General features: G+C 70.0%; 21 protein-coding genes. 8 read left to right on the top strand and 13 right to left on the bottom strand.

The features are described from left to right. Nucleotides 1-38 precede the first annotated feature (38 nt). Together OG257_RS09450 and OG257_RS09445 are read right to left on the bottom strand one after the other, a co-directional pair. Nucleotides 39-443 carry a roadblock/LC7 domain-containing protein gene (locus tag OG257_RS09450; RefSeq protein WP_329206458.1) on the bottom strand — a complete coding sequence of 135 codons (405 nt, stop codon included), beginning with the start codon at nucleotides 441-443 and terminating at the stop codon, nucleotides 39-41. Further along, nucleotides 440-2938: a sensor histidine kinase gene (locus OG257_RS09445; protein WP_329206457.1), complete on the bottom strand. Its 2499-nt coding sequence runs from the start codon at nucleotides 2936-2938 to the stop codon at nucleotides 440-442. Before OG257_RS09445 ends, OG257_RS09450 begins: the two co-directional genes overlap by 4 nt. An 865-nt stretch (nucleotides 2939-3803) precedes the next feature. Here OG257_RS09445 and OG257_RS09440 point away from each other — a divergent pair. The 4 genes from OG257_RS09440 to OG257_RS09425 all read left to right on the top strand — a co-directional run bounded on the left by OG257_RS09440 (nucleotide 3804) and on the right by OG257_RS09425 (nucleotide 7111). Then, on the top strand, nucleotides 3804-4316 hold the full coding sequence (locus OG257_RS09440; RefSeq protein ID WP_329206455.1) for a toxin-antitoxin system HicB family antitoxin: 513 nt from the start codon (nucleotides 3804-3806) through the stop codon (nucleotides 4314-4316). Between the two features lie 82 nt (nucleotides 4317-4398). Next, entirely contained in the window at nucleotides 4399-5241 is an 843-nt protein-coding gene (locus OG257_RS09435) for a DUF4097 family beta strand repeat-containing protein (RefSeq protein WP_329206454.1), read from the top strand. Between the two features lie 86 nt (nucleotides 5242-5327). Continuing rightward, a complete protein-coding gene (locus tag OG257_RS09430; protein ID WP_329206453.1) occupies nucleotides 5328-6323 on the top strand; it encodes an ATP-binding cassette domain-containing protein in 996 nt (331 codons plus the stop codon). After that, nucleotides 6320-7111, top strand: a complete 792-nt coding sequence (locus tag OG257_RS09425) for an ABC transporter permease (protein WP_329206452.1) — start codon at nucleotides 6320-6322, stop codon at nucleotides 7109-7111. The genes OG257_RS09430 and OG257_RS09425 overlap by 4 nt, the downstream gene beginning before the upstream one ends. Before the next feature lie 145 nt (nucleotides 7112-7256). Here the strand turns inward: OG257_RS09425 and OG257_RS09420 are convergent, their stop codons facing one another. The 4 genes from OG257_RS09420 to OG257_RS09405 form a co-directional block, all read right to left on the bottom strand. Beyond that, nucleotides 7257-8093 (bottom strand): alpha/beta fold hydrolase, encoded by an 837-nt coding sequence (locus OG257_RS09420; RefSeq protein ID WP_329206451.1) that lies wholly within the window; start codon nucleotides 8091-8093, stop codon nucleotides 7257-7259. Beyond that, nucleotides 8090-8683, bottom strand: coding sequence for a TetR/AcrR family transcriptional regulator (locus tag OG257_RS09415; protein ID WP_329206450.1), 594 nt, complete (start codon nucleotides 8681-8683; stop codon nucleotides 8090-8092). Before OG257_RS09415 ends, OG257_RS09420 begins: the two co-directional genes overlap by 4 nt. 131 nt (nucleotides 8684-8814) lie before the next feature. After that, nucleotides 8815-9309 carry a DUF3237 domain-containing protein gene (locus OG257_RS09410; protein WP_329206448.1) on the bottom strand — a complete coding sequence of 165 codons (495 nt, stop codon included), beginning with the start codon at nucleotides 9307-9309 and terminating at the stop codon, nucleotides 8815-8817. Beyond that, nucleotides 9306-9770, bottom strand: coding sequence for an ester cyclase (locus tag OG257_RS09405; RefSeq protein ID WP_329206446.1), 465 nt, complete (start codon nucleotides 9768-9770; stop codon nucleotides 9306-9308). Before OG257_RS09405 ends, OG257_RS09410 begins: the two co-directional genes overlap by 4 nt. An 89-nt stretch (nucleotides 9771-9859) precedes the next feature. On the opposite strand from OG257_RS09405, the gene OG257_RS09400 reads away from it, so the two are divergent. Continuing rightward, nucleotides 9860-10531 (top strand): TetR/AcrR family transcriptional regulator, encoded by a 672-nt coding sequence (locus OG257_RS09400; RefSeq protein WP_329206444.1) that lies wholly within the window; start codon nucleotides 9860-9862, stop codon nucleotides 10529-10531. A 332-nt stretch (nucleotides 10532-10863) separates the two neighbouring features. Continuing rightward, on the top strand, nucleotides 10864-14892 hold the full coding sequence (locus OG257_RS09395; RefSeq protein ID WP_443054557.1) for a molybdopterin-dependent oxidoreductase: 4029 nt from the start codon (nucleotides 10864-10866) through the stop codon (nucleotides 14890-14892). A gap of 13 nt (nucleotides 14893-14905) precedes the next feature. Here OG257_RS09395 and OG257_RS09390 read toward each other — a convergent pair whose 3' ends face one another. From OG257_RS09390 to OG257_RS09380, 3 genes are all read right to left on the bottom strand, one after another. Continuing rightward, nucleotides 14906-16852: an ABC transporter permease gene (locus OG257_RS09390; RefSeq protein WP_329206443.1), complete on the bottom strand. Its 1947-nt coding sequence runs from the start codon at nucleotides 16850-16852 to the stop codon at nucleotides 14906-14908. A 76-nt stretch (nucleotides 16853-16928) separates the two neighbouring features. Continuing rightward, nucleotides 16929-17735 carry a molybdate ABC transporter substrate-binding protein gene (modA, locus tag OG257_RS09385; protein WP_329206441.1) on the bottom strand — a complete coding sequence of 269 codons (807 nt, stop codon included), beginning with the start codon at nucleotides 17733-17735 and terminating at the stop codon, nucleotides 16929-16931. Nucleotides 17736-17850: 115 nt separating this feature from the next. Continuing rightward, nucleotides 17851-18246, bottom strand: coding sequence for a TOBE domain-containing protein (locus tag OG257_RS09380; protein WP_329206439.1), 396 nt, complete (start codon nucleotides 18244-18246; stop codon nucleotides 17851-17853). A gap of 235 nt (nucleotides 18247-18481) precedes the next feature. On the opposite strand from OG257_RS09380, the gene OG257_RS09375 reads away from it, so the two are divergent. Next, nucleotides 18482-18901 carry a TOBE domain-containing protein gene (locus tag OG257_RS09375; protein ID WP_329206438.1) on the top strand — a complete coding sequence of 140 codons (420 nt, stop codon included), beginning with the start codon at nucleotides 18482-18484 and terminating at the stop codon, nucleotides 18899-18901. Nucleotides 18902-18921: 20 nt separating this feature from the next. Here OG257_RS09375 and OG257_RS09370 read toward each other — a convergent pair whose 3' ends face one another. Then, nucleotides 18922-19404, bottom strand: a complete 483-nt coding sequence (locus tag OG257_RS09370; protein WP_329206436.1) for a molybdopterin-dependent oxidoreductase — start codon at nucleotides 19402-19404, stop codon at nucleotides 18922-18924. Between the two features lie 155 nt (nucleotides 19405-19559). After that, nucleotides 19560-19967: a TOBE domain-containing protein gene (locus OG257_RS09365; RefSeq protein ID WP_329206434.1), complete on the bottom strand. Its 408-nt coding sequence runs from the start codon at nucleotides 19965-19967 to the stop codon at nucleotides 19560-19562. Nucleotides 19968-20130: 163 nt separating this feature from the next. Between OG257_RS09365 and OG257_RS09360 the strand changes: the two genes are divergently transcribed. After that, nucleotides 20131-20409, top strand: a complete 279-nt coding sequence (locus OG257_RS09360; protein ID WP_329206433.1) for a hypothetical protein — start codon at nucleotides 20131-20133, stop codon at nucleotides 20407-20409. Between the two features lie 49 nt (nucleotides 20410-20458). On the opposite strand, the gene OG257_RS09355 is transcribed toward OG257_RS09360, so the two are convergent. Both OG257_RS09355 and OG257_RS09350 read right to left on the bottom strand, forming a co-directional pair. Continuing rightward, entirely contained in the window at nucleotides 20459-20632 is a 174-nt protein-coding gene (locus OG257_RS09355) for a hypothetical protein (RefSeq protein WP_329206432.1), read from the bottom strand. A 510-nt stretch (nucleotides 20633-21142) separates the two neighbouring features. Next, nucleotides 21143-21547: a hypothetical protein gene (locus OG257_RS09350; protein WP_329206431.1), complete on the bottom strand. Its 405-nt coding sequence runs from the start codon at nucleotides 21545-21547 to the stop codon at nucleotides 21143-21145. Nucleotides 21548-21618: the final 71 nt, after the last annotated feature.

Genomic DNA, 21618 nt, shown 5'->3' with positions numbered 1-21618 from the left:
GGTGCGGGCGGTGCGGTCGTACGGGAACGACCCGTTGATCAGCGCGAGGGCGGCAGGCTCGGATCGCGGACCTGGGGGGTCAGTGAGTCACCGACCTGGTTGATCAGTTCGGACATCATGTAACTGACCTCGCCGATGTCCGCGTCCCTGGTGGTGGTCACCAGCAGGGACGCGCCGCTGGAGACGGCCATCGAGAACATGTAGCCGCCCTCCATCGCGGTGAGGCTGTGCTCGACAGGATCGGTGTTCGTCAACTGGGCAGCGGCGGAAAGCAGGTTGACGACGCCGGAGGCGATGGCGGCCAGCCGCTCGGCGTCGTCACGTTCCACACCGGTGTAAGCCAGTGCGAGCCCGTCCACGGACACGGCTATCGCCTGGGTGACTTCCGGGATGCGTCCCGCGAAGCCGCTCAGGATCCAGCTCAGGTCGTTGGGGGAGGTCATTTCTTGGTCCGTTCGGTGTCGTCGTCGGTGGCGGAGCGCCCACGGTTCGTGCTCCTGTTGATCCCCTGGGCATAGGCCGCCAGGACGTCGGAGACCTGCCGGGAGTCCCGGCGGCGGGGCGACGGCCTCGGCGCGGTGGCGCCGGAGCGCTGTTCTGTGCCGTCCCGTTTGCCCAAGGAGGGCCACTGCTGGGGCGTGTTGCGCTGCCGTAGGGGCAGTCCTGAGGAGCTGACTCCGGCGATGCGTGAAACCGGCTCGTCGTGCACGGGATGCGGGGCAGGCGCGGTTCCGCCGTCCCGCTCATGCGTGCCGGCGCCGGATCCGCCGCCGCGGGCCCCGTCGTCGCCGGGAGGCACGCCCTGATGGTCACCACCCCGGTTCGCGCCCGGTGTGTAGTCACCGCCGGTGGGTGCGCCCCGCGTGCCGACACCCGCACCGACGGGGGCGCCGTGGCGGTCGGGCCACCCGCCCACTCCTGCCGGCTGCCTGCGGGCGGTCGGTCCGGGCCGTGTGACCGGACGGGGCGATTCGTAGCGAACATCGTTGTCATGGCTGTCGTTGCCGTGATCCTCGCCGAGCATCCCCGGCTGCGGCGGTGCGGCCTCCTCGGGCGGCACGGCCAGCACCTTCGCGGGCAGGGTGACCTCGGCGATGGTGCCGGGGCCTGACGAGTCGCGCAGTTCGACGACGATGCCGTGGCGCGCGGCGAGCCGTGCCACCACGCGCAGACCCATGGACCGTACGTCTCCGATACCCGCCTGCGGTTCGAGCAGCGCGGCGTTGTGGACGGCGCGGCGTTCCGCGGTGATGCCCACCCCCTCGTCGACGATCTGCACGACGGCGCGGTCCCACAGCCGCCAGACGGCGACCCCGACCTGCTTGTCGGGCGGTGAGAACCGGGTCGCGTTGTCGAGGAGTTCGGCCAGGATGTGCGCCACGTCGTGGACGGCGCGGGCGGTGACGCCGATACCCGATTCGACGACGCCGAGGGACACACGGTCGAAGCGTTCGATCTGCTGGGCCGCGGCCACGACGACGGTGGAACACCCGACGTCGGCCGTGCGCACCCGGGCGTGCCCGTAACCGCCCAGCACCAGGAGGTTGTTGGTGTTGCGCTCCATGCGGATGGCGAGGTGGTCGAGAGCGAAGAGGGTCTTCATCCGCACGGGGTCGGCCTCGTCGCGCTGCACCGTGTCCAGCTCGGACACCATGACAGCGGTCAACTGCGCGCCCCTTCGGGCGACACCGACCAGCGTCTCGGCGAACTGTTCGTGAATGTGGGCCTGTTGGGCCGCCAGACGGACGGCTTCGTGGTGGACGGCGTTGAACGCCTCGCCGACCTCGCCGATCTCGTCGTCTCCCGTGGTCCTCACCGGGTTGCCCGTACGCCGCGCCACCTGCTCGGGCGTCGCGCCGCTGAGGGCGCCGGGCTGGGACAGTTCGTTCATCACGGCGGGCAGCCCGGTGTGGGCGACCTCGTGCGCGGCGTTACGCAGATCGCGCAGCCGCCTGATCATGACGCGACCCAGGCGGATGGCGACGACGACGGCACCGACCAGGGTCAGCAGCACCAGGGCGACCTCGGCCCCGGCAAACCACATGAGGGTGGTGCGCGCGTCGGAGACCGTCGCGTAGACGGACTCGTCGATCCGCTTCTCCACCGAACGCAGCATCGTCTGACGGTCGTCGGAGGCCTTCTGCCACTCCTGCGGAGTGACCGTGATGTCCTTTCCGGCTCCCGTACGCCCGATCTCGTCCTCGAGCCGTCGGGCCTCCAGCGCCTTCGCACCGGAGAGGGTGCGTTCGAGCCAGGTCCGCCATTGTCCGGGGCCCAGGTCGAACAGGACGCCGGTCGATTCGGTGTAGCCCAGCCGGCCGGCGTCGAACGTCCGCTGCGAGGCGGTCGTGAAACCGCCCGCGGCCTGCGCCCTCATCACCGTGACCTGCTGCTGGGCGGTGTACTCGGCTGCCTCGGAAAGGGCGGCGGCGGCGCGGATCCGGTCCGCGATGTCGGCATCGACACCGTCAGCCTGCGCGATGCCGTCACGGTAGCCGTTGAGGTCGGCGATCACGATCCGATAGCCGAAGGCGAGCGCGGAGATGGTGCTGCTGCCCGAGCGCGCCTGGGCGCGCAGGGCGGGCATCTCGTCGATGAAGCGCTCGACACGGTCGAGGGCGCTCTGTGCGCTGCCGGGCACCCCGGACAGGTGCTCGATCTGACTGCGGAATCTGGTGATGCTCTTGTCGGTCGCGTCGGATGCTGCCCGGAACGCTTCCGCATCACCTTGTTTGGAGACCAGTGCGGTTGCTGCCGCACGTTCTCGCTGCAATTGGTGGGTTAACTCGCCTGCGCCGGTTGCGGCATCGACCATCGCGGTCAGCCGGTTTGCCTGCAGCGCCTGGTTGGTCGCGGGCGCGAGGGCCAGAACCGAGAAGGTGACGGCCACGGTGAGAGGCGCGGTGACGAGGAGGACGAGGCGACGATTGATTTTCACTGCACGGCTCCATCGCCGGAACCGGTGCTGAGTATCGGTGACACGCAGATACCTGTTAACGGGTTGTGGGGGTGTCGGTGGGAACGTCGGCACATCGTCTGCACCGATGTGGAAGGGACAGACGGGGCAGTTGGGGCAGGTGAGGCCCCAGTGGCGCGGCATGATCCTATGCCGTAGGACGTGGCTACGGATGGGTACAACGTCGAAAATTGTGCGCGGAAACAGCACGGCAGCAGTCCAACTCGGTCACAACTGCTCTGAAAACAAAGGCTCTTGTGCGCGCACGGGGGTTCGGTGCGAGCCGAGGGGACCCTGCCTGACCAGCGGTCCGGCGCACAGCGGCAGGTCCGCCCGAGGGTCACGAACCGCTCGATGAGGTTCCCGGCGCGCCGACTTGACTGCCCGTCCGATACCCGAATGTCGTTGCGGAAAGGTTAGGTCCAATCAGCCACTGACGGCGTCGGCGAGCGGACTGTCAGTCACGGGAGGCGCGGGTGCCGGACCGGTGCGCGCCTGGCCTCGCACACGGTGAGGCCCTTTTCGTGAAGGGGCAGTGATGATCTGCGGCGAGGGGCCGGGGGCGCCGCTCGGGTGCGGAGGCCGGGGGTGCGTCATGCCCTTGCCGTCTGCGCTCACTCCTGCCGCCGGGTGGCGCCATGTGGCGTCGAGTGGCGCGGCTTGGCGCCACCTGGCACCACCTGGTGCCACTCCGTGCCCACGGGGGTGCATGAACGGGCGTGGCGCCACGATCGCCCAGACGGGTGCCACTGTATTTACGCAGGTCAGCGCTGTTCTTGTGTGCGGTGCACGAACGGGGTCGCCGTGTGGCTTGCGTGTGGCGCCATTGTGGTGCCATGATGGCGTCATGGACCTCACGCCTTATGTCGACACCCTCCGCCGTGAACTCGCGGTGGCCGCCGAAGCCGGCGGTGACGAAGCACGCGAGCTGGCGGAGAGGCTCACCGCCCCCCTGGAGTCGGCGACCCGGCTGACCCTGCTCAATGTGCTTTCCGCCGCCATGGACGAGGTCACCCGCGAACTCGCCCCCGGTTCGGTCGACGTGCGGCTGCGCGGACTCGACCCCGACTTCGTGGTGACACTGCCGCCCACCGACGGCGTCGCCGCCGGGCCCGTCGAACCGCTCACGACCCCTGCCCCGGCCCCGGCCGACGGCGACGAGGGCGGCACCGCCCGCATCAACCTGCGCGTGCCCGCCCACCTCAAGGCCCGCGCCGAGGAGGCCGCGACCCGTGAGGGCCTGTCGGTCAACGCATGGCTCGTACGTGCCGTGTCCGCAGCGGTCGACGGTGGCACCCGGCCGCGTACGACGGAGAAGACCCAGACCATCGGACAGAGCTTCACGGGCTGGGTGCGCTAGCCGCGCCCCCGCCCACACCACTCCACCCACACCACGTCCCACCAGCGGGGACGCCCCGAAGACCCAAGAGGACGGGACAGCCATGCCTTCTTTCGACACTCCCGAACCGATCTCGGCCACGGCGCACGTGGAGGCCGGTTCCATCCAGTTCACCGCGGGCGACCGCCTCGACACCGTCGTCGGGGTGCGGCCCCGCGACGCGAAGAAGGACCAGGACGTACGGGCGGCCGACCAGACGGAGGTCACCTTCGCGAACGGCGCGCTGACCGTCAGGACGCCCAAGTCCAATCTGCTCGGCCGCACCGGCGCCGTCGACGTGACAGTCGAACTGCCCACGGGCTCGCGCATCGACATGACCGGCTCCTGGGCCCAGGTGCTCGGCGAGGGCAGGCTCGGCGAAGTCCGCGTGAAGACCTCGTCCGGTGACGTCCGCCTCGACACGACCGGCCCGCTGAACCTGACCGCGTCGCACGGCTCGATCACCGTGGACCGGGTCGAGGGCGCGGCCGAGATCACCACCAGTTCCGGCAGCCTCCGCGTCGGACTCGTCGACGGCCCCGCCGTCCTGAAGAACTCGCACGGCACCACGACTGTCGGCGCCGTGACCGGCGAGCTGCGGGTGCGCGGCGCCAACGGCGACATCGAGATCCGGCGCGCCGAGGACTCGGTCACCGCCACCACTGCCCACGGCACCTTGCGCCTGGACGAAATCGCCCGCGGCACGGTCGAGTTGGACACCTCCTACGGAGCCATCGACGTCGGCGTCCGCGAGGGCACGGCCGCCTGGCTCGACGTCAAGTCCGGCCGCGGGCAGGTGCGCAACAGTCTCACCGCGTCCGAGGCGCCGGAGGGGGCCGAGGACACCGTCAAGATCCGCGCCCGCACCCGCTGGGGCAACATCGACATCCGCCGCGCCAAGGTCTGACCCCGGCACAACCCGACGACCTCAACTCACCCACACCCCGAGCCACTTCAGACCTCGAATGGGAGGGCCCCGTGCCTTCGTCTGTCATGCCCGCATCAGGAATTGGTGGCGGCGCCGACCTGCCCCCGGCCGCCGTCTCCGTCGTCGGGTTGCGCAAGTCGTACGGCGACAAGCTCGTCCTCGACGGCATCGATCTGCGCATCCCGACCGGGTCCGTGTTCGCGCTGCTGGGCCCGAACGGCGCCGGCAAGACCACCGCCGTGAAGATCCTCTCCACCCTCATCACCCCCGACCCCGCCTCCGGCGAGATCCGGGTCGGCGGTCACGACCTCGCCGCCGACCCGCAGGCGGTACGTGCCGCGATCGGTGTCACCGGCCAGTTCTCCGCCGTGGACGGGCTGATCACCGGCGAGGAGAACATGCTCCTCATGGCGGACCTGCACCACCTGTCCAAGCAGGAGGGACGGCGGGTCGCCGCCGAGCTCCTGGAGCGCTTCGACCTCGTCGAGGCCGCGAAGAAGCCCGCCTCCACCTACTCCGGCGGCATGAAGCGCCGGCTCGACATCGCGATGACCCTGGTCGGGAACCCGCGGATCATCTTCCTCGACGAACCGACCACCGGCCTCGACCCCCGCTCCCGCCACAACATGTGGAAGATCATCCGCGAGCTCGTCACGGGCGGCGTCACCGTCTTCCTCACCACCCAGTACCTGGAGGAGGCCGACGAACTCGCCGACCGCATCGCGGTCCTGAACAACGGCAGGATCGCCGCCGAAGGAAGTGCCGACGAGCTCAAGCGGCTCATCCCGGGCGGGCACGTACGGCTCCGCTTCACCGACCCGGCCGCCTACCGCTCAGCCGCCCTCGCGCTGCGCGAGGTCACCCGCGACGACGAGGCACTGTCCCTGCAGATCCCCAGCGACGGCACCCAGCGCGAACTGCGCTCCATCCTCGACTGGCTGGACTCGGCCGGCATCGAGGCGGACGAACTGACCGTGCACACCCCCGACCTCGACGACGTGTTCTTCGCCCTGACCGACGGAACCACCATCCCCGACCAGTCCAAGGAGACTGTCCGATGAGCGCCCTTTCCCTCGCCGTCCGCGACTCGTCGACGATGCTGCGCCGCAACCTCCTGCACGCGCGCCGCTATCCGTCCCTCACCCTGAACCTGCTGCTCACCCCGATCATGCTGCTGCTGCTCTTCGTCTACATCTTCGGCGACGCGATGAGCTCGGGCATCGGTGGCGGCGGGGCGGACCGCTCCGCGTACATCGCCTATGTCGTCCCCGGCCTGCTGCTGATGACCATCGGCAGCACCGTGGTCGGTACCGCGGTGTCCGTCTCGAACGACATGACCGAGGGCATCATCGCCCGCTTCCGCACGATGGCGATCCACCGTCCTTCGGTACTCGTCGGGCACGTCGTCGGCAGCGTGCTCCAGTCGGTCATGAGCGTGGTCCTCGTGGGCGCCGTCGGCGTGGCCATCGGCTTCCGCTCCACGGACGCGACCGCACTGGAGTGGCTGGCGGCCTTCGGGCTGCTCGTGCTCTTCGCCACCGCGCTCACCTGGATCGCGGTCGGTATGGGCCTGGTCAGCCCGAACGTCGAAGCGGCCAGCAACAACGCGACGCCGCTGATCCTGCTGCCGCTCCTGTCCAGCGCCTTCACCCCGGTCGACTCCATGCCCGGCTGGTTCCGGCCGATCGCGGAGTACCAGCCCTTCACCCCCGCCATCGAAACCCTCCGCGGGCTGCTGCTCGGCAGCGAGATCGGCCACAACGGATGGCTCGCCGTCGCCTGGTGCCTGGGCCTCGCGGCGCTCGGCTACTTCTGGTCGACGTCGAAGTTCAACGAGGACCCGAAGTAACCGCGAGGCCCACGCGGGCCGGTTCCCGCACCTCGTACCGCCCAGGGCGGCGCACCCCGACACCGCGTCGGCGGGCGCCGCCCTGGGCGGCGTTCTCCGGCGCACCTGGGCCAGGTCCGGCTCCGCACCGTGCTCCGAGAAACGCCTAATCGAGGAGTGTCTTGCGCAGGAGTTCGCCGAACTGGGCGGGGTGCGTGGTCAGGCCGATGTGGCCGCCGGGGAAGTGCAGGAGTTCCTGGCCGAGACGCTCGGCCAGGAGAGCGGCCGGACGGTAGGCCAGCTCGCCGCGGGAGTCCTGGCCGCCGGCGAGCACGAGCTGATCCGACAGCGCCGCCAGGCGGTTCGTGTCCGGGGTGTAGGACATGAAGCTCGGAACGATGCGCCCGACGAAGTACGGCAGGTCGGCCATGGTCTGTTCGGCTCTCGCCGCCGCTTGTGGCGGAATCTCGGTGTCGGCCTTCGGCGCGGTGGTGTCGCCGTCCCTCTTCAGTCCTTCGGCGAACACGGCCATCGCCGGTCTGAGCCCGTGGGTGCGGAAGGTCTCCTGCACCCTGACGATGAACTGGCGATGGTCGGCGGCGTCCGGCAGGACCATGACCGCCGGGGGCTCGTGGGCCACGAGGCGTTCGACGCGTCCGGGATGGGTGGTGAGCAGGTGCAGGGCGGCGATCGCACCCGAACTGGCGCCGAACACACGCGCCGGCTTGCCGGGCGACAGCAGTTCCAGCATGCGGAACGCGTCGTCGGCGTGTTCGGCCACGTACTGCTCGGCCTCGGGGTCGCCCAGCGTGCTTCGGGACATGCCTCGCGGGTCGTAGGTGGCGACTGTGTTTGCGGTGGCGAGGTCGTCGGCGATGTCGTCGAAGGAGGCCGCCCCGCCCGTACCCCCGGGGATCAGGAGCAGGAGTGGGCCGTGGCCCCGCACTTCGTAGTGCAGAGTCGCGCCGTTCACGCGCAGGCTGCCAGTGGTGGGACCGGTCATGAGGAGGCCCTTTCTCCGGACGGGGGCCAGTGCTCCAGGAGCGTGTGCAGGGCGTCGAGGGCGCGGAGCCAGGACTGCTGCGGCGAACGCCGGTGTGCGAAGCCGCCCGCTGCCTCCAGGGCGACGAACCCGTGGAACGTGCTGCGCAGCAGGCGGACCGCGTCGGTCAGATCCGGCTCGGCCAGTCCGTAGCCGCGCAGCATGCCGTAGGTCAGCTCGACCGCGCGCCGGGGTCCGGGCGCGTTCGCGGCCAGTTCCGGGTCGATCTCGATCGGGATCTGCGTCGCGGTGTAGCGGCCCGGATGCCCGTGGGCGTACTCCCGCCAGGCGTTGGCGAACGCGACCAGAGCGTCCTTGCCCGACCGGCCGGTGGTCGCCTCGGCGATACGGATGGTCTTCTCGTCCGCCGCCAGCAACGCGATGCGTCCGCGCAGATCCTCCAGACCGCGGACGTGCGAGTAGAGACTCGCATCCTTCACACCGAGCCGCCGGGCAACCTGCGACATGGTCACCCGGTCGAGCCCGACCTCGTCCGCCAGCTCGGCGCCCGCGACCGTCACCCGCTCCGCCGTCAGCCCTGCCCGCGCCATGCACCCTCCCACGCCGTTCCTAGGACCACTAGGTATAGCCTAAGGATCCTAGGAACGGCAACCGGGAGGTGTGTTCGGGCGTGACCGACGTGCCGGAGATTCGCGGTGCGCGCCCGTGCCCTGATGTCCCGTCACAGAACCCGGGAGACCTTGTAGGCGATGCCGCCCTCGACGAGGTATCCCGACCCGACGCAGACCGTGCCGTTGAGCCACGCGTAAGGCTCGGCCCCGGTCTCGAAGAACGGGCTGGTCCGGAAGTAGTAGTGGGCCGGGTCGATCCGGTGGCGCTCGGCAGGGTCGGCCAGGGCGTCGCGCACCTCGGGCGGTGTGACCCAGCGGCCGCCGTAGGTCATGTGCAGGAGGGCGCCGTCGTGGGTGCGCAGCGTGAGGCGTACGTCCAGGCTCATCGTTCCGTCGGGGTCGAACAGTGCCCAGTCGCCTCCGCCGGGGAGGACGTCGCCGTGCAGCCGGGGGCCGTGGAACGTGCCGCCTGCCGCGCCGAAGAGGACGCGTCGGCCGAACGGGCCGCTGCCGATGGGCAGTGGGGGGTTCAGGTCGACGACCATGTCGAAGAGGTGCGCGGTCCGGATCTCGCCGACGTCCTTCACCCGTGGGTCCGCTGTCATGCTGCCTCGCCTCCCGCGAGTGCGGGGAACAGTCTCTGCCGGACCGCGTCCGTCGAGACGCCCGACCGGGCGCACAGTGTCGCCAGGTCGAAGAAGAAGCGTTCGCCCGCGATCAGGTCGTCCTTGAAGGCGAACTGGATGAACACCGGTATCTCGGCCCGTTCCCCGTTGGGGACCACGCCGAACCGGTTGCCTGTCATGGTCAGCCGCGCCGTACCCCAGCACGCGAGCGTGTCGCCGTCGCTCGCATGGCCCCCCAGGGCGACGTCGTAGTCGGGGAACGAGGCGAAGAACCCCCGCAGCGCCTTCTCGTTCTCGGCCAGGCCCCGATACGTCGTACCGAAGGCGGGGGTCTCGAGCGCCATGTCGGGGTGGAAGAGCCGCAGGGCGGCGGGAACGTCCTGCCGGCTCTTGGCGACGGCGAGTGCGTGGGCCAGTTCGATCATGCGTTGTTCGTGCACGGATGCCTCCTCGGTGGGCCGCTTCCAGCTTCAAACTAAACGTACGATCGGTCGTATGCTTTAAGCAAGCGCATGGCAGGATGGGACCGATGAACGAGCGTGCGGAGAGCCAGGGGCGACAGGCAGCCAAGTCCTCGGCGGAAGGGGCAGCCGCGACCGTGGAGGACCAGCGCCTCGTACGCGGTGCCCGGACCAGGCGCCGGATCGCGCGCCACGGCGTCGACGTCGCCTCGCTGGAAGGGCTCAACGGGCTCAGCATCGGCCGCCTGGCCACCGACCTGGGGCTGAGCAAGAGCGGTATCCAGACACTCTTCAAGACCAAGGAGAACCTGCAGCTCGCCGTCGCGGAGTCGGCGCGCGAAGAGTTCGCCGAAGCGGTCGTCCGCCCCGCACGGACCGCTCCGCCGGGAAGCCTGCGGCTCCGGGCGCTGACGGAGCACTGGATCTCCTACGCCGAGGCCCCGCTCTTCGCCGGAGGGTGCTTCTGGGCGGCCAGCCTCCCCGACTTCGACAGCCGGCCCGGGGAGGTCCGGGACGCCCTGCTGCTCCACCGCCGCACCTGGCTCGCTCTCCTCGCCGGCGAGCTGCGCCGCGCCGTCGACGCCGGCGAGATCGCCCGGCTCGACGTGGACCTCACGGCTTTTCAGATCGACGCGGTGCTCAACGCCGCAAACACCGCACTGCGCCTGGGCGAAGGCGACGCGGTCCCCATGGTCCGCCGCACCGTCGACGGGTTCCTGGCGCCTGCCGCCGCCATGTGATCCGACACCGGAGGGGCCGAGGAGGGCCGTCGCGGTTCGCATGATCCGCAGATGCGATCTGTACGGCGCACTGGCACCGCACCTGCGAATGTCCCAGAGCATCTTCCTGGCATCTGGGCGGCTCCGCTCGGACCTCACAGTGCTGGTCCGGCGCATGTGTGACGGGTGTTACCACCCATGATCGGTCGAGGTCACATCGACGTAATGGGCGTTTCGTACCGTCAGGGGCACGCTTCGACCGACAGAGAGGCCCTTCGGTGCCCCCACAGGATTCGTCGACAGCCGTCTCCCCGATACGGACGGTCTGCTCGTACTGCGGGGTGGGCTGCGGCCTGGTGCTCGACATCGCCTCCGGCCCGGACGGTCGCCGCAAGGTCCTCAAGGCTTCGGGCGACAAGGCACACCCGGCGAACTTCGGCCGGCTGTGCACCAAGGGCGTGACGACGGCCGACATGCTCGCCGCCCCCGGCCGGCTGACCACCGCACTGACGCGCCCCGAGCGCGGCGCCGAGCCGGTACCGACACCCGTGGACGAGGCGATCACCGGCACGGCACGACGACTGCGGACGATCATCGACGAGCACGGGGCGGATGCCGTCGCCTTCTACGTGTCCGGGCAGATGAGCCTGGAGGCGCAGTACCTGGCGAACAAACTGGCCAAGGGCTTCGTGCGGACCAACCAGATCGAGTCCAACTCACGGCTGTGCATGGCGAGCGCGGGCAGCGGCTACAAGCTCTCCCTGGGCGCCGACGGCCCGCCCGGTTCGTACCAGGACTTCGAGAAGGCGGACGTCTTCCTCGTCATCGGCTCCAACATGGCCGACTGCCACCCAATCCTGTTCCTGCGCCTGATGGAACGGGTGAAGGCGGGAGCCAAGCTGATCGTCGTGGACCCGCGGCGCACCGCCACCGCCGACAAGGCCGACCTCTTCCTCCAGATCGAACCCGGAACCGACCTCGCCCTCCTCAACGGCCTGCTGCGCCTTCTCCACGAGAACGGGCACACGGACACCGCGTTCATCGACGCGCGCACGGAGGGCTGGGAGGCGATGCCGGAGTTCCTCGCGGACTACGCGCCCGACACCGTCTCAGGGATCACGGGCATCCCCGAGGCGGACATCCGCCGGGCGGCGCAGTGGATCGGCGAGGCGGGGGAATGGATGAGCTGCTGGACCATGGGGCTCAACCAGTCCACGCACGGCACGTGGAACACCAACGCACTGATCAATCTGCACCTGGCCACCGGTGCGATCTGCCGTCCCGGCAGCGGCCCGTTCTCCCTCACCGGCCAGCCCAACGCCATGGGCGGTCGCGAGATGGGCTACATGGGGCCCGGTCTGCCCGGCCAGCGATCGGTGCTCGTGGACGAGGACCGCGCCTTCGTCGAAGGGCTCTGGGGCCTGGAACCCGGCACCGTCCGCAAGGACGGCTCCGGCAAGGGAACCATCGACATGTTCCGGCGGATGGCGGACGGTGAGATCAAGGCCTGCTGGATCATCTGCACCAACCCCGTCGCCTCGGTCGCCAATCGCCGGACCGTCATCGAGGCCCTGGAGACGGCCGAACTCGTCATCACCCAGGACGTGTTCGCCGACACCGAGACCAATGCCTACGCCGACGTCGTGCTGCCCGGCGCCCTGTGGAGCGAGAGCGAGGGCGTGCTGATCAACAGCGAACGCAACCTCACGCTCGCCCGGCCGGCGGTGGACCCGCCCGGTGAGGCGCTCGCGGACTGGCGGATCATCGCGCGCATCGCCTGCGAGATGGGCTACGCCGACGCGTTCACCTACGGCAGCGCCGAGGAGATCTTCGAGGAGATCAAGGGCGCCGCGAATCCGAAGACCGGCTACGACCTGCGGGGCGTGACGTACGAGCGCCTGCGCGCCACGTCCGTCCAGTGGCCCGCACCGACGGCCGACGGCCCCGATCGCAACCCCATCCGCTACCTCGGCGAGGACGGCCGCCCCGTGTTCCCGACAGCGAGCGGACGGGCCGTCTTCTTCGCCCGTCCGCACGTGCCGGCTGCCGAAATGCCGGACGACGACTATCCGTTCGTCCTCAACACCGGCCGTCTCCAGCACCAGTGGCACACCCTCACCAAGACCGGCAAGGTCGCCAAGCTCAACAAGCTCGATCCGGCGCCGTTCGTCGAACTGCACCCCGAGGACGCGAGCCGGCTCGGAATCGAGGAGGGGGACTCCGTCGAGGTCGCCTCCCGGCGCGGCCGGGCCGTACTGCCCGCCGTGGTGACGGACCGGGTGCGGCCGGGCTGCTCCTTCGCACCGTTCCACTGGAACGACCTGTTCGGCGAGTACCTGAGTGTCAACGCGGTGACCAGCGACGCCGTGGACCCGATTTCCTTCCAGCCCGAGTTCAAGATGTGTGCGGTGACCCTCACCAAGGTCGCCACCGCTGTCAGCATCTTCCCGGCACCCGTTGTCGCCGCCCCCGCGGCGGAGCCGGTCGTGGTCCTGCCGACCAGGAACCGGTCCGGCGCCGCAACCGCGTTCGGGCTGGAGGACACACCGCCGCCCGTACTCGCCGAGCACGAACGGCAGTACCTGGTCGGATTCCTTGCCGGGCTGTCGTCGGGCATGCCCGGTGTCCCGGTACTACCGGCCGGTGCACCGTTCACCACGGAGCACGCGCGATGGGTGAACGGGGTGCTCGCCGGCATGTACTCGCGTGCCCCGCAGACCGCGGACGAACCGGTGGCGCAGGCACCTCCGGGCCGTGACGTGGTCGTGCTGTGGGCCTCGCAGACCGGCAACGCCGAGGAGTTCGCCGCGGCCGCCGCATCCCGGCTGGCCGAGACCGGACACCGGGCCCGGCTCGTCGGCATGGACGAGGCGGATCCGCGTGCCCTCCCGCCCGCGGCCGACCTCCTGCTGATCACCAGCACCTTCGGGGACGGGGACGCGCCCGACAACGGCTCCGGGTTCTGGGAGGCACTGACCGCCGCCGACCCCCCGCCCCTGGACGGCAGACGGTACGCGGTGCTGGCCTTCGGCGACTCCTCGTACGACGACTTCTGCGGGCACGGCCGGCGCCTGGATCAGCGCCTGGACGAGCTGGGGGCCGTACGCCTCGCCCCGCGCGCCGACTGCGAACCCGACTACGAGCCCTCCGCCCGCACATGGCTGGACCAGGTTCTGGCCGGCCTCACCGCACAGCCGACGACCGCCGTGTCACCAGCCGCTGCCGTCGCCGCTGCCCCCGCCGCCACGCCCGTCCGCGGCGCCAGGCCCGCACCGGCCACGGCGCGGCTGGCCGGCAACCGGCTCCTCAGCCTCCCCGGCGCGGGCAAGGAGGTCCGCCGGTTCACCTTCGACACCCGGGACTCCGACACTCCTCTCGTGTACCAGGCCGGTGACGCCCTCGGCGTACACCCGGTCAACAGCATGGATCTGGTGGCCGAATGGCTGGCCGTCACCGGTCTCGACGCCGCCGCCGCCGTCGATGTCGCCGGCCTCGGCGAGATCCGGCTGGCCGACGCCCTGCACGGACACCTGGACATCACCCGGCTCACTCCGGCCCTGCTGGGCTTCATCACCGAGCGCACCGGGGACCGTGCACTGAAGAAGATGCTGCGTCCCGACAACAAGGGCGAACTCGCCCGCTGGTCCTGGGGCCGTCAAGCCGTCGACGTCCTCGCCGAGTACCCCGTCCGCGCCACCCCGCAGGAGTGGGCCGGCATCCTCAAACGGCTCCAGCCCCGCCTGTACTCGATATCGTCCAGTCCGCTCACCGACCCCCACCAGGTCTCCCTGACCGTGTCCGTCGTCCGGTACGAGAACCTGCACGGCCGCCCCCGCGACGGAGTGTGCTCGCCCTTCCTCGCGGATGCCGCCCCCGGCGCCCCGGTGTCGGTCTTCGTGCAGCGTGCCCCGCACTTCCGGCCGCCCGCCGGCCCCGACACCCCGATGGTGATGGTCGGCCCGGGTACCGGAGTGGCTCCGTTCATCGGCTTCCTGGAGGAACGCCGCGCACACCGCCACCGCGGCCCCAACTGGCTCTTCTTCGGCGAGCAGCACCGTGCCACCGACTTCTACTACGAGGAGGAACTGACGGCCTTCCTCGCCGACGGCACCCTCACCCGCTTGGACACCGCCTTCTCGCGCGACCAGCGCGCCAAGGTCTACGTACAGGACCGGATGCGCGAGCACGGTGCCAAGCTGTGGTCCTGGCTCCAGGACGGCGCCCACTTCTGCGTCTGCGGGGACGCCGCGCGCATGGCCAAGGACGTCGACCAGGCGCTGCGCGACATCGCCGTCACCCACGGCGGCCTCGATCAGACAGGAGCAGCCCTGTACGTCAAGCAGCTCGCCGCCGACAAGCGGTACGTCCGCGACGTCTACTGACCGGCGGATCGCCTCAGAGGGCGACGACCGTCGCCTCCGTGGCCTTGACGCTGGTCCAGACGGGAGTCCCCTCGGCGAGGCCCAGTTCCGCGACAGCCTGCGGGGTGATCTCGGCGACGAGGTCCGGTGCCCGGTCCGAAGTGATCAGGACACGCAGCCGGCTGCCGCTGGTGGTGATCTCCCGGACGGTGCCTGGCCAGACGTTGCGAGGGCTCCCGGTCGGCCTGTCCCGGTGTACGGCGACGGCCTCCGGGGCGATGACCGCGAGGGAGTCCGTGCCGGGCGGGAGCGGCTCCGCAGCCACGAGGGTGCCGCCGCCGGTGAGTTGTATGCCTTCGGCGGTGGCGATGCCGGGCCAGGCGTTGCGGCCGAGCATCCGGGCGACCCAGGGGGAGCGGGGGTGGCGGGTGACCTCGGCGGGCGGTGCGTCCTGCAGTGCCCTGCCCTCGTCCAGGACGAGAACCCGGTCGGCGAGCGCGACGGCTTCGACGGGATCGTGAGTGACGATCAGGCATACGCCGCCGAAGCCGTCGAGATGGCGGCGAAGGGTGTGCCGGACATGGGCGCGGGTCGTCTGGTCGAGGGCGGCGAGCGGTTCGTCGAGCAGGAGCAGCCGGGGGCGGGCGGCCAGGGCCCGGGCGAGCGCGACACGCTGAGCCTGGCCTCCGGAGATCTGAGCCGGCCTGCGGTGGGCGAGATGACCCACGCCGAGGCGGTCCAGCCACTGCTGGGCGCTGTGGCGGGCTTCGGCGCGCGGCACACCGCGCGCGTGGAGCCCGTACGCGGTGTTCGCCAGCGCGTTCATGTGGGGAAAGAGAGCACCGTCCTGCGGGACCCAGGCGACGCCCCTGCGGTGCGGCGGGAGTGCGGTGACATCGGTGTCGCCCAGCCGGAGTTCGGCGTGGGCGCGCGGGGTGAGGCCGAGGAGTGCGCGCAGCAGTGTGGTCTTGCCCGCGCCGTTGGGGCCGACGACGGCGATGGTGGTTCCGGCGTCCGCGTCGAGGGTGAGGTCGTTGAATCCGGTGACCGTGGCGTGGAGCGGCCAGCTGCCCTCGGTACCGGCGGGCGCGTGCGCGACCTCCGGAGCGTGCGCGTCCCCGTGAGGGGCGGGAGCCGCTTCGGCTTCCGGAGTCCGCGGCCGTGCCGGTGCCGTACTCGGGGTGCCGGTCCAGCGTCCGCGCAGTGCGATGAGCACGGCCATGGCGATGGCCAGAAGAAGCAGGGAGACGGAGGTGGCTGCCTCCGGGTTGTCCTGGAGCAGCAAATAGACCTGGAGCGGCAGGGTTTGCGTCGTGCCGGGGAGATTTCCGGCGAAGGTGATGGTCGCGCCGAACTCCCCCAGGGCCCTCGCCCAGGTCAGCGCCGCTCCTGCGGCGAGCCCGGGGGCGACCATGGGCAGGGTGACGGTGAAGAACACCCGCACCGGTGAGGCCCCCAGGGAGGCCGCGGTCTCCTCGTAGCGGGGACGCAGCCCGCCGAGGGCCCCTTCGAGGCTGATGATCAGGAACGGCATCGCGACGAAGGTCGCGGCGAGGACGGCGCCGGAGGTGTGGAACGGCAGGGTGAGGCCGAACGTGTCCTCCATCCAGGGCCCCAGCAGCCCGCGCCGGCCGAAGGCCAGGAGAAGGGCGACACCGCCGACCGTGGGCGGCAGCACCATCGGCAGGAGGACGAGCGAGCGGACGAATGCCTTGCCGGGGAAGTCGACGCGGGCCAGAAGCCAGGCGAGCGGGACACCGAGAACGACGGAAAGGCCCAGGGCCCAGGCGGACACGACCAGGGACAACGTCAGCGCTTCGGTCGTCTCGGGGCTGGTCAGATGAGTGCCCAGGTCGCGCCAGGAGGTGCGGGCGAGGATCCCGACCAGTGGCAGCAGCAGGAAGGCGATGGCCAGCAGCGCGGGGATCGCCAGGGCGATCGGCGCGCGGGGGCCGGTTGCGCGGCGGCGAAGGCGTCTCATCGAAGGTCCCTGATGCTGGAAGTGCCCTGCGGGCGGCCCGGCCCCCCGAGCCGGGCCGCATGCAGGGGGGGGCCTGCTACGGCTGCTGGAAGCCGGCGGCGGCGAGGATCTTCTGGGCCTCGGGCGAGGACAGCCACGTCACGAACGCGGCGGCGGCCTCGCTGTTCCTGGAGGTCTTCAGGGTCGCCGCCGGGTAGGAGGCGACGGCGTTCTGGGCGTCCGGGATGTCGATGGCATCGACCTTGTCGGTGGCGGTGGCGGCGTCCGTTTTGTACACGAGACCGGCGTCCGCCTCGCCGAGTTCCACCTTGCTGAGGACAGCGCGGACGTTGGGCTCCTGGGAGACCGGCTTCACCTCGATCTTCTGCGCGTCCAGGATCTGCTTGCTGTAGCGCCCGACCGGAACCTCGGGGGCCGCGAGCACCACCTTCAGCTCGGGGTCGGCGAGGTCCTTCAGACTTTTGACCTTCTCCGGGTTGCCCTTGCCCGTGGCGATCACCAGACGGTTCTTCGCGATGACGGTCGGCGCTCCCGTGTCCGACCTCAGACCGTCCATCGTCTTCGTGTCCGCCGTGACCAGGGCATCGGCGGGTGCGCCCTGCTTGACCTGGGCGGCGAGCTCCTGCGAACCGGCGAAGGAGAACGTCACCTCGGTTCCGGGGTGCTCCTTCTCGTACGCGGCACCTGCGGTCTTGAAGACATCGGTGAGCGAGGAGGCGGCCAGAACCGTCAGATCGGCCTTCGGAGCCCCGGAGGCGGAAGCGGTGCCCTTGTCGCCGGAGTCCTTCTTGTCGTCGTCGCTGCCACATGCGGCCAGCGGTACGAGGAGGGCCGCGGTGAGGATCGCGGTCGCGGTTCGGCGGCCGGTGAGAGTGAAGGACATGAGGGAGGGACTCCTTGGGGACGCGGTGGGCCTGGGCGGGTGGTGTGAGCCGCGTCAGGGACGGCGACGCCGCTGGGTGGAGCACTGGAGCACTGGAGCAGTGGAGCAGTGGGGATCAGGTGCGGTCGATGTGCACGCTGGTCGACTTGACGCGGGCGGTGGCCTGCATGCCGACCTCCAGCCCCAGTTCCTCGACCGCTTCCCGGGTCAGGAGCGATACGAGCCTGTGCGGGCCGGCCTGGATCTCCACCTGGGCCGCGACGTCGCCGAGTTTGACGGCGGTCACGATGCCGGGGAAGGCGTTGCGGGCCGACGTGTAGGACGTGTCGTCCTCACCGATGCCCCCCTGCGCGACCTCGATGGCGAACGCGGCCAGATCCCGGCCGTCGATGAGGCGGCGCCCGCTCTCCTCGCGGTGGGTCGCGACCCGGCCGGCATCCGCCCAGCGGCGGGCGGTGTCGGGGCTGACGCCGAGCAGACGTGCTGCCTGACCGATGGTGTAGGACTGCATGTGCGACAGATTAGATGAACTGAGTTCGTATTTACAAAGCTTAATGCGAAACTCCATGGCAAATGCATGGCAGCCTGGAGGATGGTCCGAAAGCCGGTAGGGCCGATCCGGGCAAGGGGGGCGGACGTCAATGGCTGCGGCGGGTAGCCGGACGTCAGGGGATCTACAGTGAAATTACAGACCAGGAAATACCAGGCATTTCATTGTGGATACGACGAATCAGAGGCGCCACGTCATGAGCCTGAGCATCCGTAACCAGTTCCCCGGCACCGTCACCTCCGTCACCGCAGGTGCAGTCATGGCCACCGTGAAGGTCCGCCTGGCGGGCGGCCAGGAGGTCACGGCCGCGATCACGCTCGAGGCCGTCCAGGATCTCGGCCTCACCGAAGGGGCCTCGGTCCGCACGCTGGTCAAGTCCACCGAGGTGTCCCTGGCCACCGGCGCCGTCGCGGGGCTGAGCATCCGCAATCAGATCCCCGGCACCATCACCGACGTCGCGACCGGCGGCGCGATGGCGAGCGTCAAGGTGTCCGTCGAGGGCGGCGAACTCACCTCCGCGATCACCGAGGACGCGGTGACCGACCTCGGTCTCGCCCCCGGAATGCCCGTCGTCGCCCTGATCAAGTCGACCGAGATCGCCCTGGCAGCCGTCTGATCCCGGCCCGGCCATCCTGCCTATGCGTCCTTCGGCAACGCGCGGACCCGCACACGGGTGATGGCGCTGATGTAGCGCGCCCCGCACCGGTCGACCGGCACGACCAGCTGGCTGCCGGCCATGTCCAGATCCTCCCCGTCCATCCGGGTGGCCAGGAGGACAGGGGCGTTCCCGAAATCGGCATCGACCTCCGCCCAGGCCAGCACCGTGTGGTGCCCGTCCCCGCCGGTGACCGACAGGACGAAGCGGGACCGGTCCTTGCGCCGGCGGGCGTCGAACAGCGGATGCGAGTCCAGGACCACCTCACGCAGCAGCGGTCCTTCGAACCGGTGCCGCCGCGGCCCGCTCGTGGCGCACTCGAACATCACCTCGGCCCGGTGCTGCTCCCATCCGGTCCGCAGGTCGTCCACTGTCAGCGTGGCCGGACGGTCGACATCCCCGAGCACGGCCAACGATGCGAGCTGCGCGGGAGAGGTGCGGGATTGCGCACGGAGTCGGCTCATGGGATCCCCCAGTCGAACGGCCCGCGGGGCGGCTGCAGAAGGTATGCCCAACAGCCGTCCAGCGGAATCGTGATTGCGAGGCAATACCCGCGATTGGCCTGGCATCTGTGAGCAGCAACCGGGGTTCGTCTGTCACATCCGGCTGCGGGAGCGGCTCAGCCCCGGCTTCCCGGCCGGTCGATGTGCACGTTCGTCGACTTGACCCGCGCCGTCGCCAGGACCCCTACTTCCAGGCCGAGTTCCTCCACGGACTCGCGACTGATCAGCGATACCAGCCGGTGCGGCCCCGACTGGATCTCCACCTGGGCCACGATGTCGTCGACCGTCACGGCGGTGACGATGCCGGCGAACGAGTTCCGCACCGACGTCAGAATCTCACCGGACACCGGATGCAGACCTGCCGCCCGCTCAGCGGCGAAGCCCGCCAGGCTGACGCCGTCGATCATCCGGTTCCCCGACCCGCCCCGGTCCATCGCGAGGTGACCGCCGTCCGCCCACCGGCGAACCGTTTCCGGGCTTACGGCCAGCAGCTCCGCGGCCTGGCCAATGCTGTACGAAGGCACGCGGGCACTCTAGGTCAAGGAGAAGGGTGCAACGGCAGAAGGGTGGCCCCCGAACACTCCGTCCCGCGCCCCCGGCCCCGTTCACGGCGCGCGCCGATCGACGCGGCTACGCTCGATGAGGCGACGCGGAAACTGTGAAGCGCGCCGCAGGGAGGCTACTTCCATGAGGCATCGCCATCACTTCCACGCCGACCATGCGGGCCACTCGGTCACCGCGACCGTCGAGACGGGCCACACGGTGCTGGTGGAGGTACTGGTCGACGGCAAGGAGACGGGCTCCGTCACGGGGCACGGCGACGGAGCGATCGTCGTACACGTGGAACTGCCGACCGACCCCCCGGAGCAGGCCACCGTACGCGTGAAGCCGGGCCCCGGCGACCCCAGCTGCCTCTTCGAGACACCGGACGCCGAACCCCGGATCATGTCCCCACGCGCATACTGACGGCCGGGATTTCCCCTGGCCGCTGGTTGGTTGGCCCGAAGGCCGCTGATCAGTTGTGCCCGAACTTCCGCTCCTTCTTGTGCGAAACGGTCTCCCCGATCGCACTCGCCGCGTCGGGGGTGGTCGCCGACGGCGTCTGTTCCTTCGTCTCCGCGGTGGCGGCGCTGCGCTCATGGCCGCCGGTGCGAGCACCGCGGTTGTGCCGGCTCTGCTTCTTGCTCATGATCGTGCCTCCTGCCATCGTCCTGAACGATGGGGCACTTCCAGATTCGCATGTGCGTACGAAAGGCGCATGTCAGGCAGAGCTCCCCGTCGCCGTACGCCCTCGGTCGGCCCGGGGCGACCGGTCCGTCGCGGCGATTCCGACACCTACGCGGCCGCGCGGGCCGAGAGGGCGAACGCCCAAGGGCCCCACCGCGAACGGTGGGGCCCTTCGTTCATCGCGGGGGTGCGACGGTTCCCGTCCTGACGGTTCTCAGATGTCGCGGAAGGGATCTGGCGGCTTCGTGGCCCGCAGCGATGGGCGGCTTGAGGGCTCTGACCAGCAGCAATGGTCTTTCGTTTCTTTCACGCTCGTCCCCGCATTTACAGCCGAAAGTCCCAGAGAAGTCCCAGGAATGCCGATGCTCCGCGTCGTACTCACGCCGCGGCCCGAGCCACCGGTGGCCGGCAGCCCCGGCCGCCGTGACAGGTCGTGATTCGGGGTGGCCGGCCCGGTTCGGATTGGGCCGGCTCAGGAAATTGTGATCGAGGCGGGCAGGGCAGGGGGCACGACGGGCTTGTTCTGGCAGTCGAGCGTGTTCGCCATGACGCGGGCTGAGTGGAGGAGGAGCGTGAGGTGATCTCGAACGTTCACGCCGGCGGTGAGTGTGTCGGTCAGTTCGCCCGCCAGTGGAACTTCGCGCTCCTGCCCTGACGGGGTGCCCGGGATTCTGCACTGCACGTAGACCTGGTACCTGGCTTCCCTGTATTCATCGGCCCCGTAAACGAGTTTCACGTCCGAGTTGATCTGCGTCAGACGAGGCTTCAGGACGATTCCTGTCTCGGATTCTTTGTCGAAAGCAGTATCGAAAGGGAAGGGGGAAGGTTTGTAGGTGAGACCGATCCGCATCCCCGTGGAGATGTCGGTTCGGATCATGCACATGTTCGACTCGGCGTACGGTGTTGGCTCCCTCTCAGGAGTCCACCTTCTGACTTGATCATGGTGGC

Origin of the sequence: Streptomyces sp. NBC_00683, from assembly GCF_036226745.1 — a bacterium.
In the GTDB taxonomy this organism is placed as follows: Bacteria; Actinomycetota; Actinomycetes; order Streptomycetales; family Streptomycetaceae; genus Streptomyces.
Note: the sequence above shows the minus strand (reverse complement) of the source record. Positions and strands in the feature narration are given on the sequence as shown.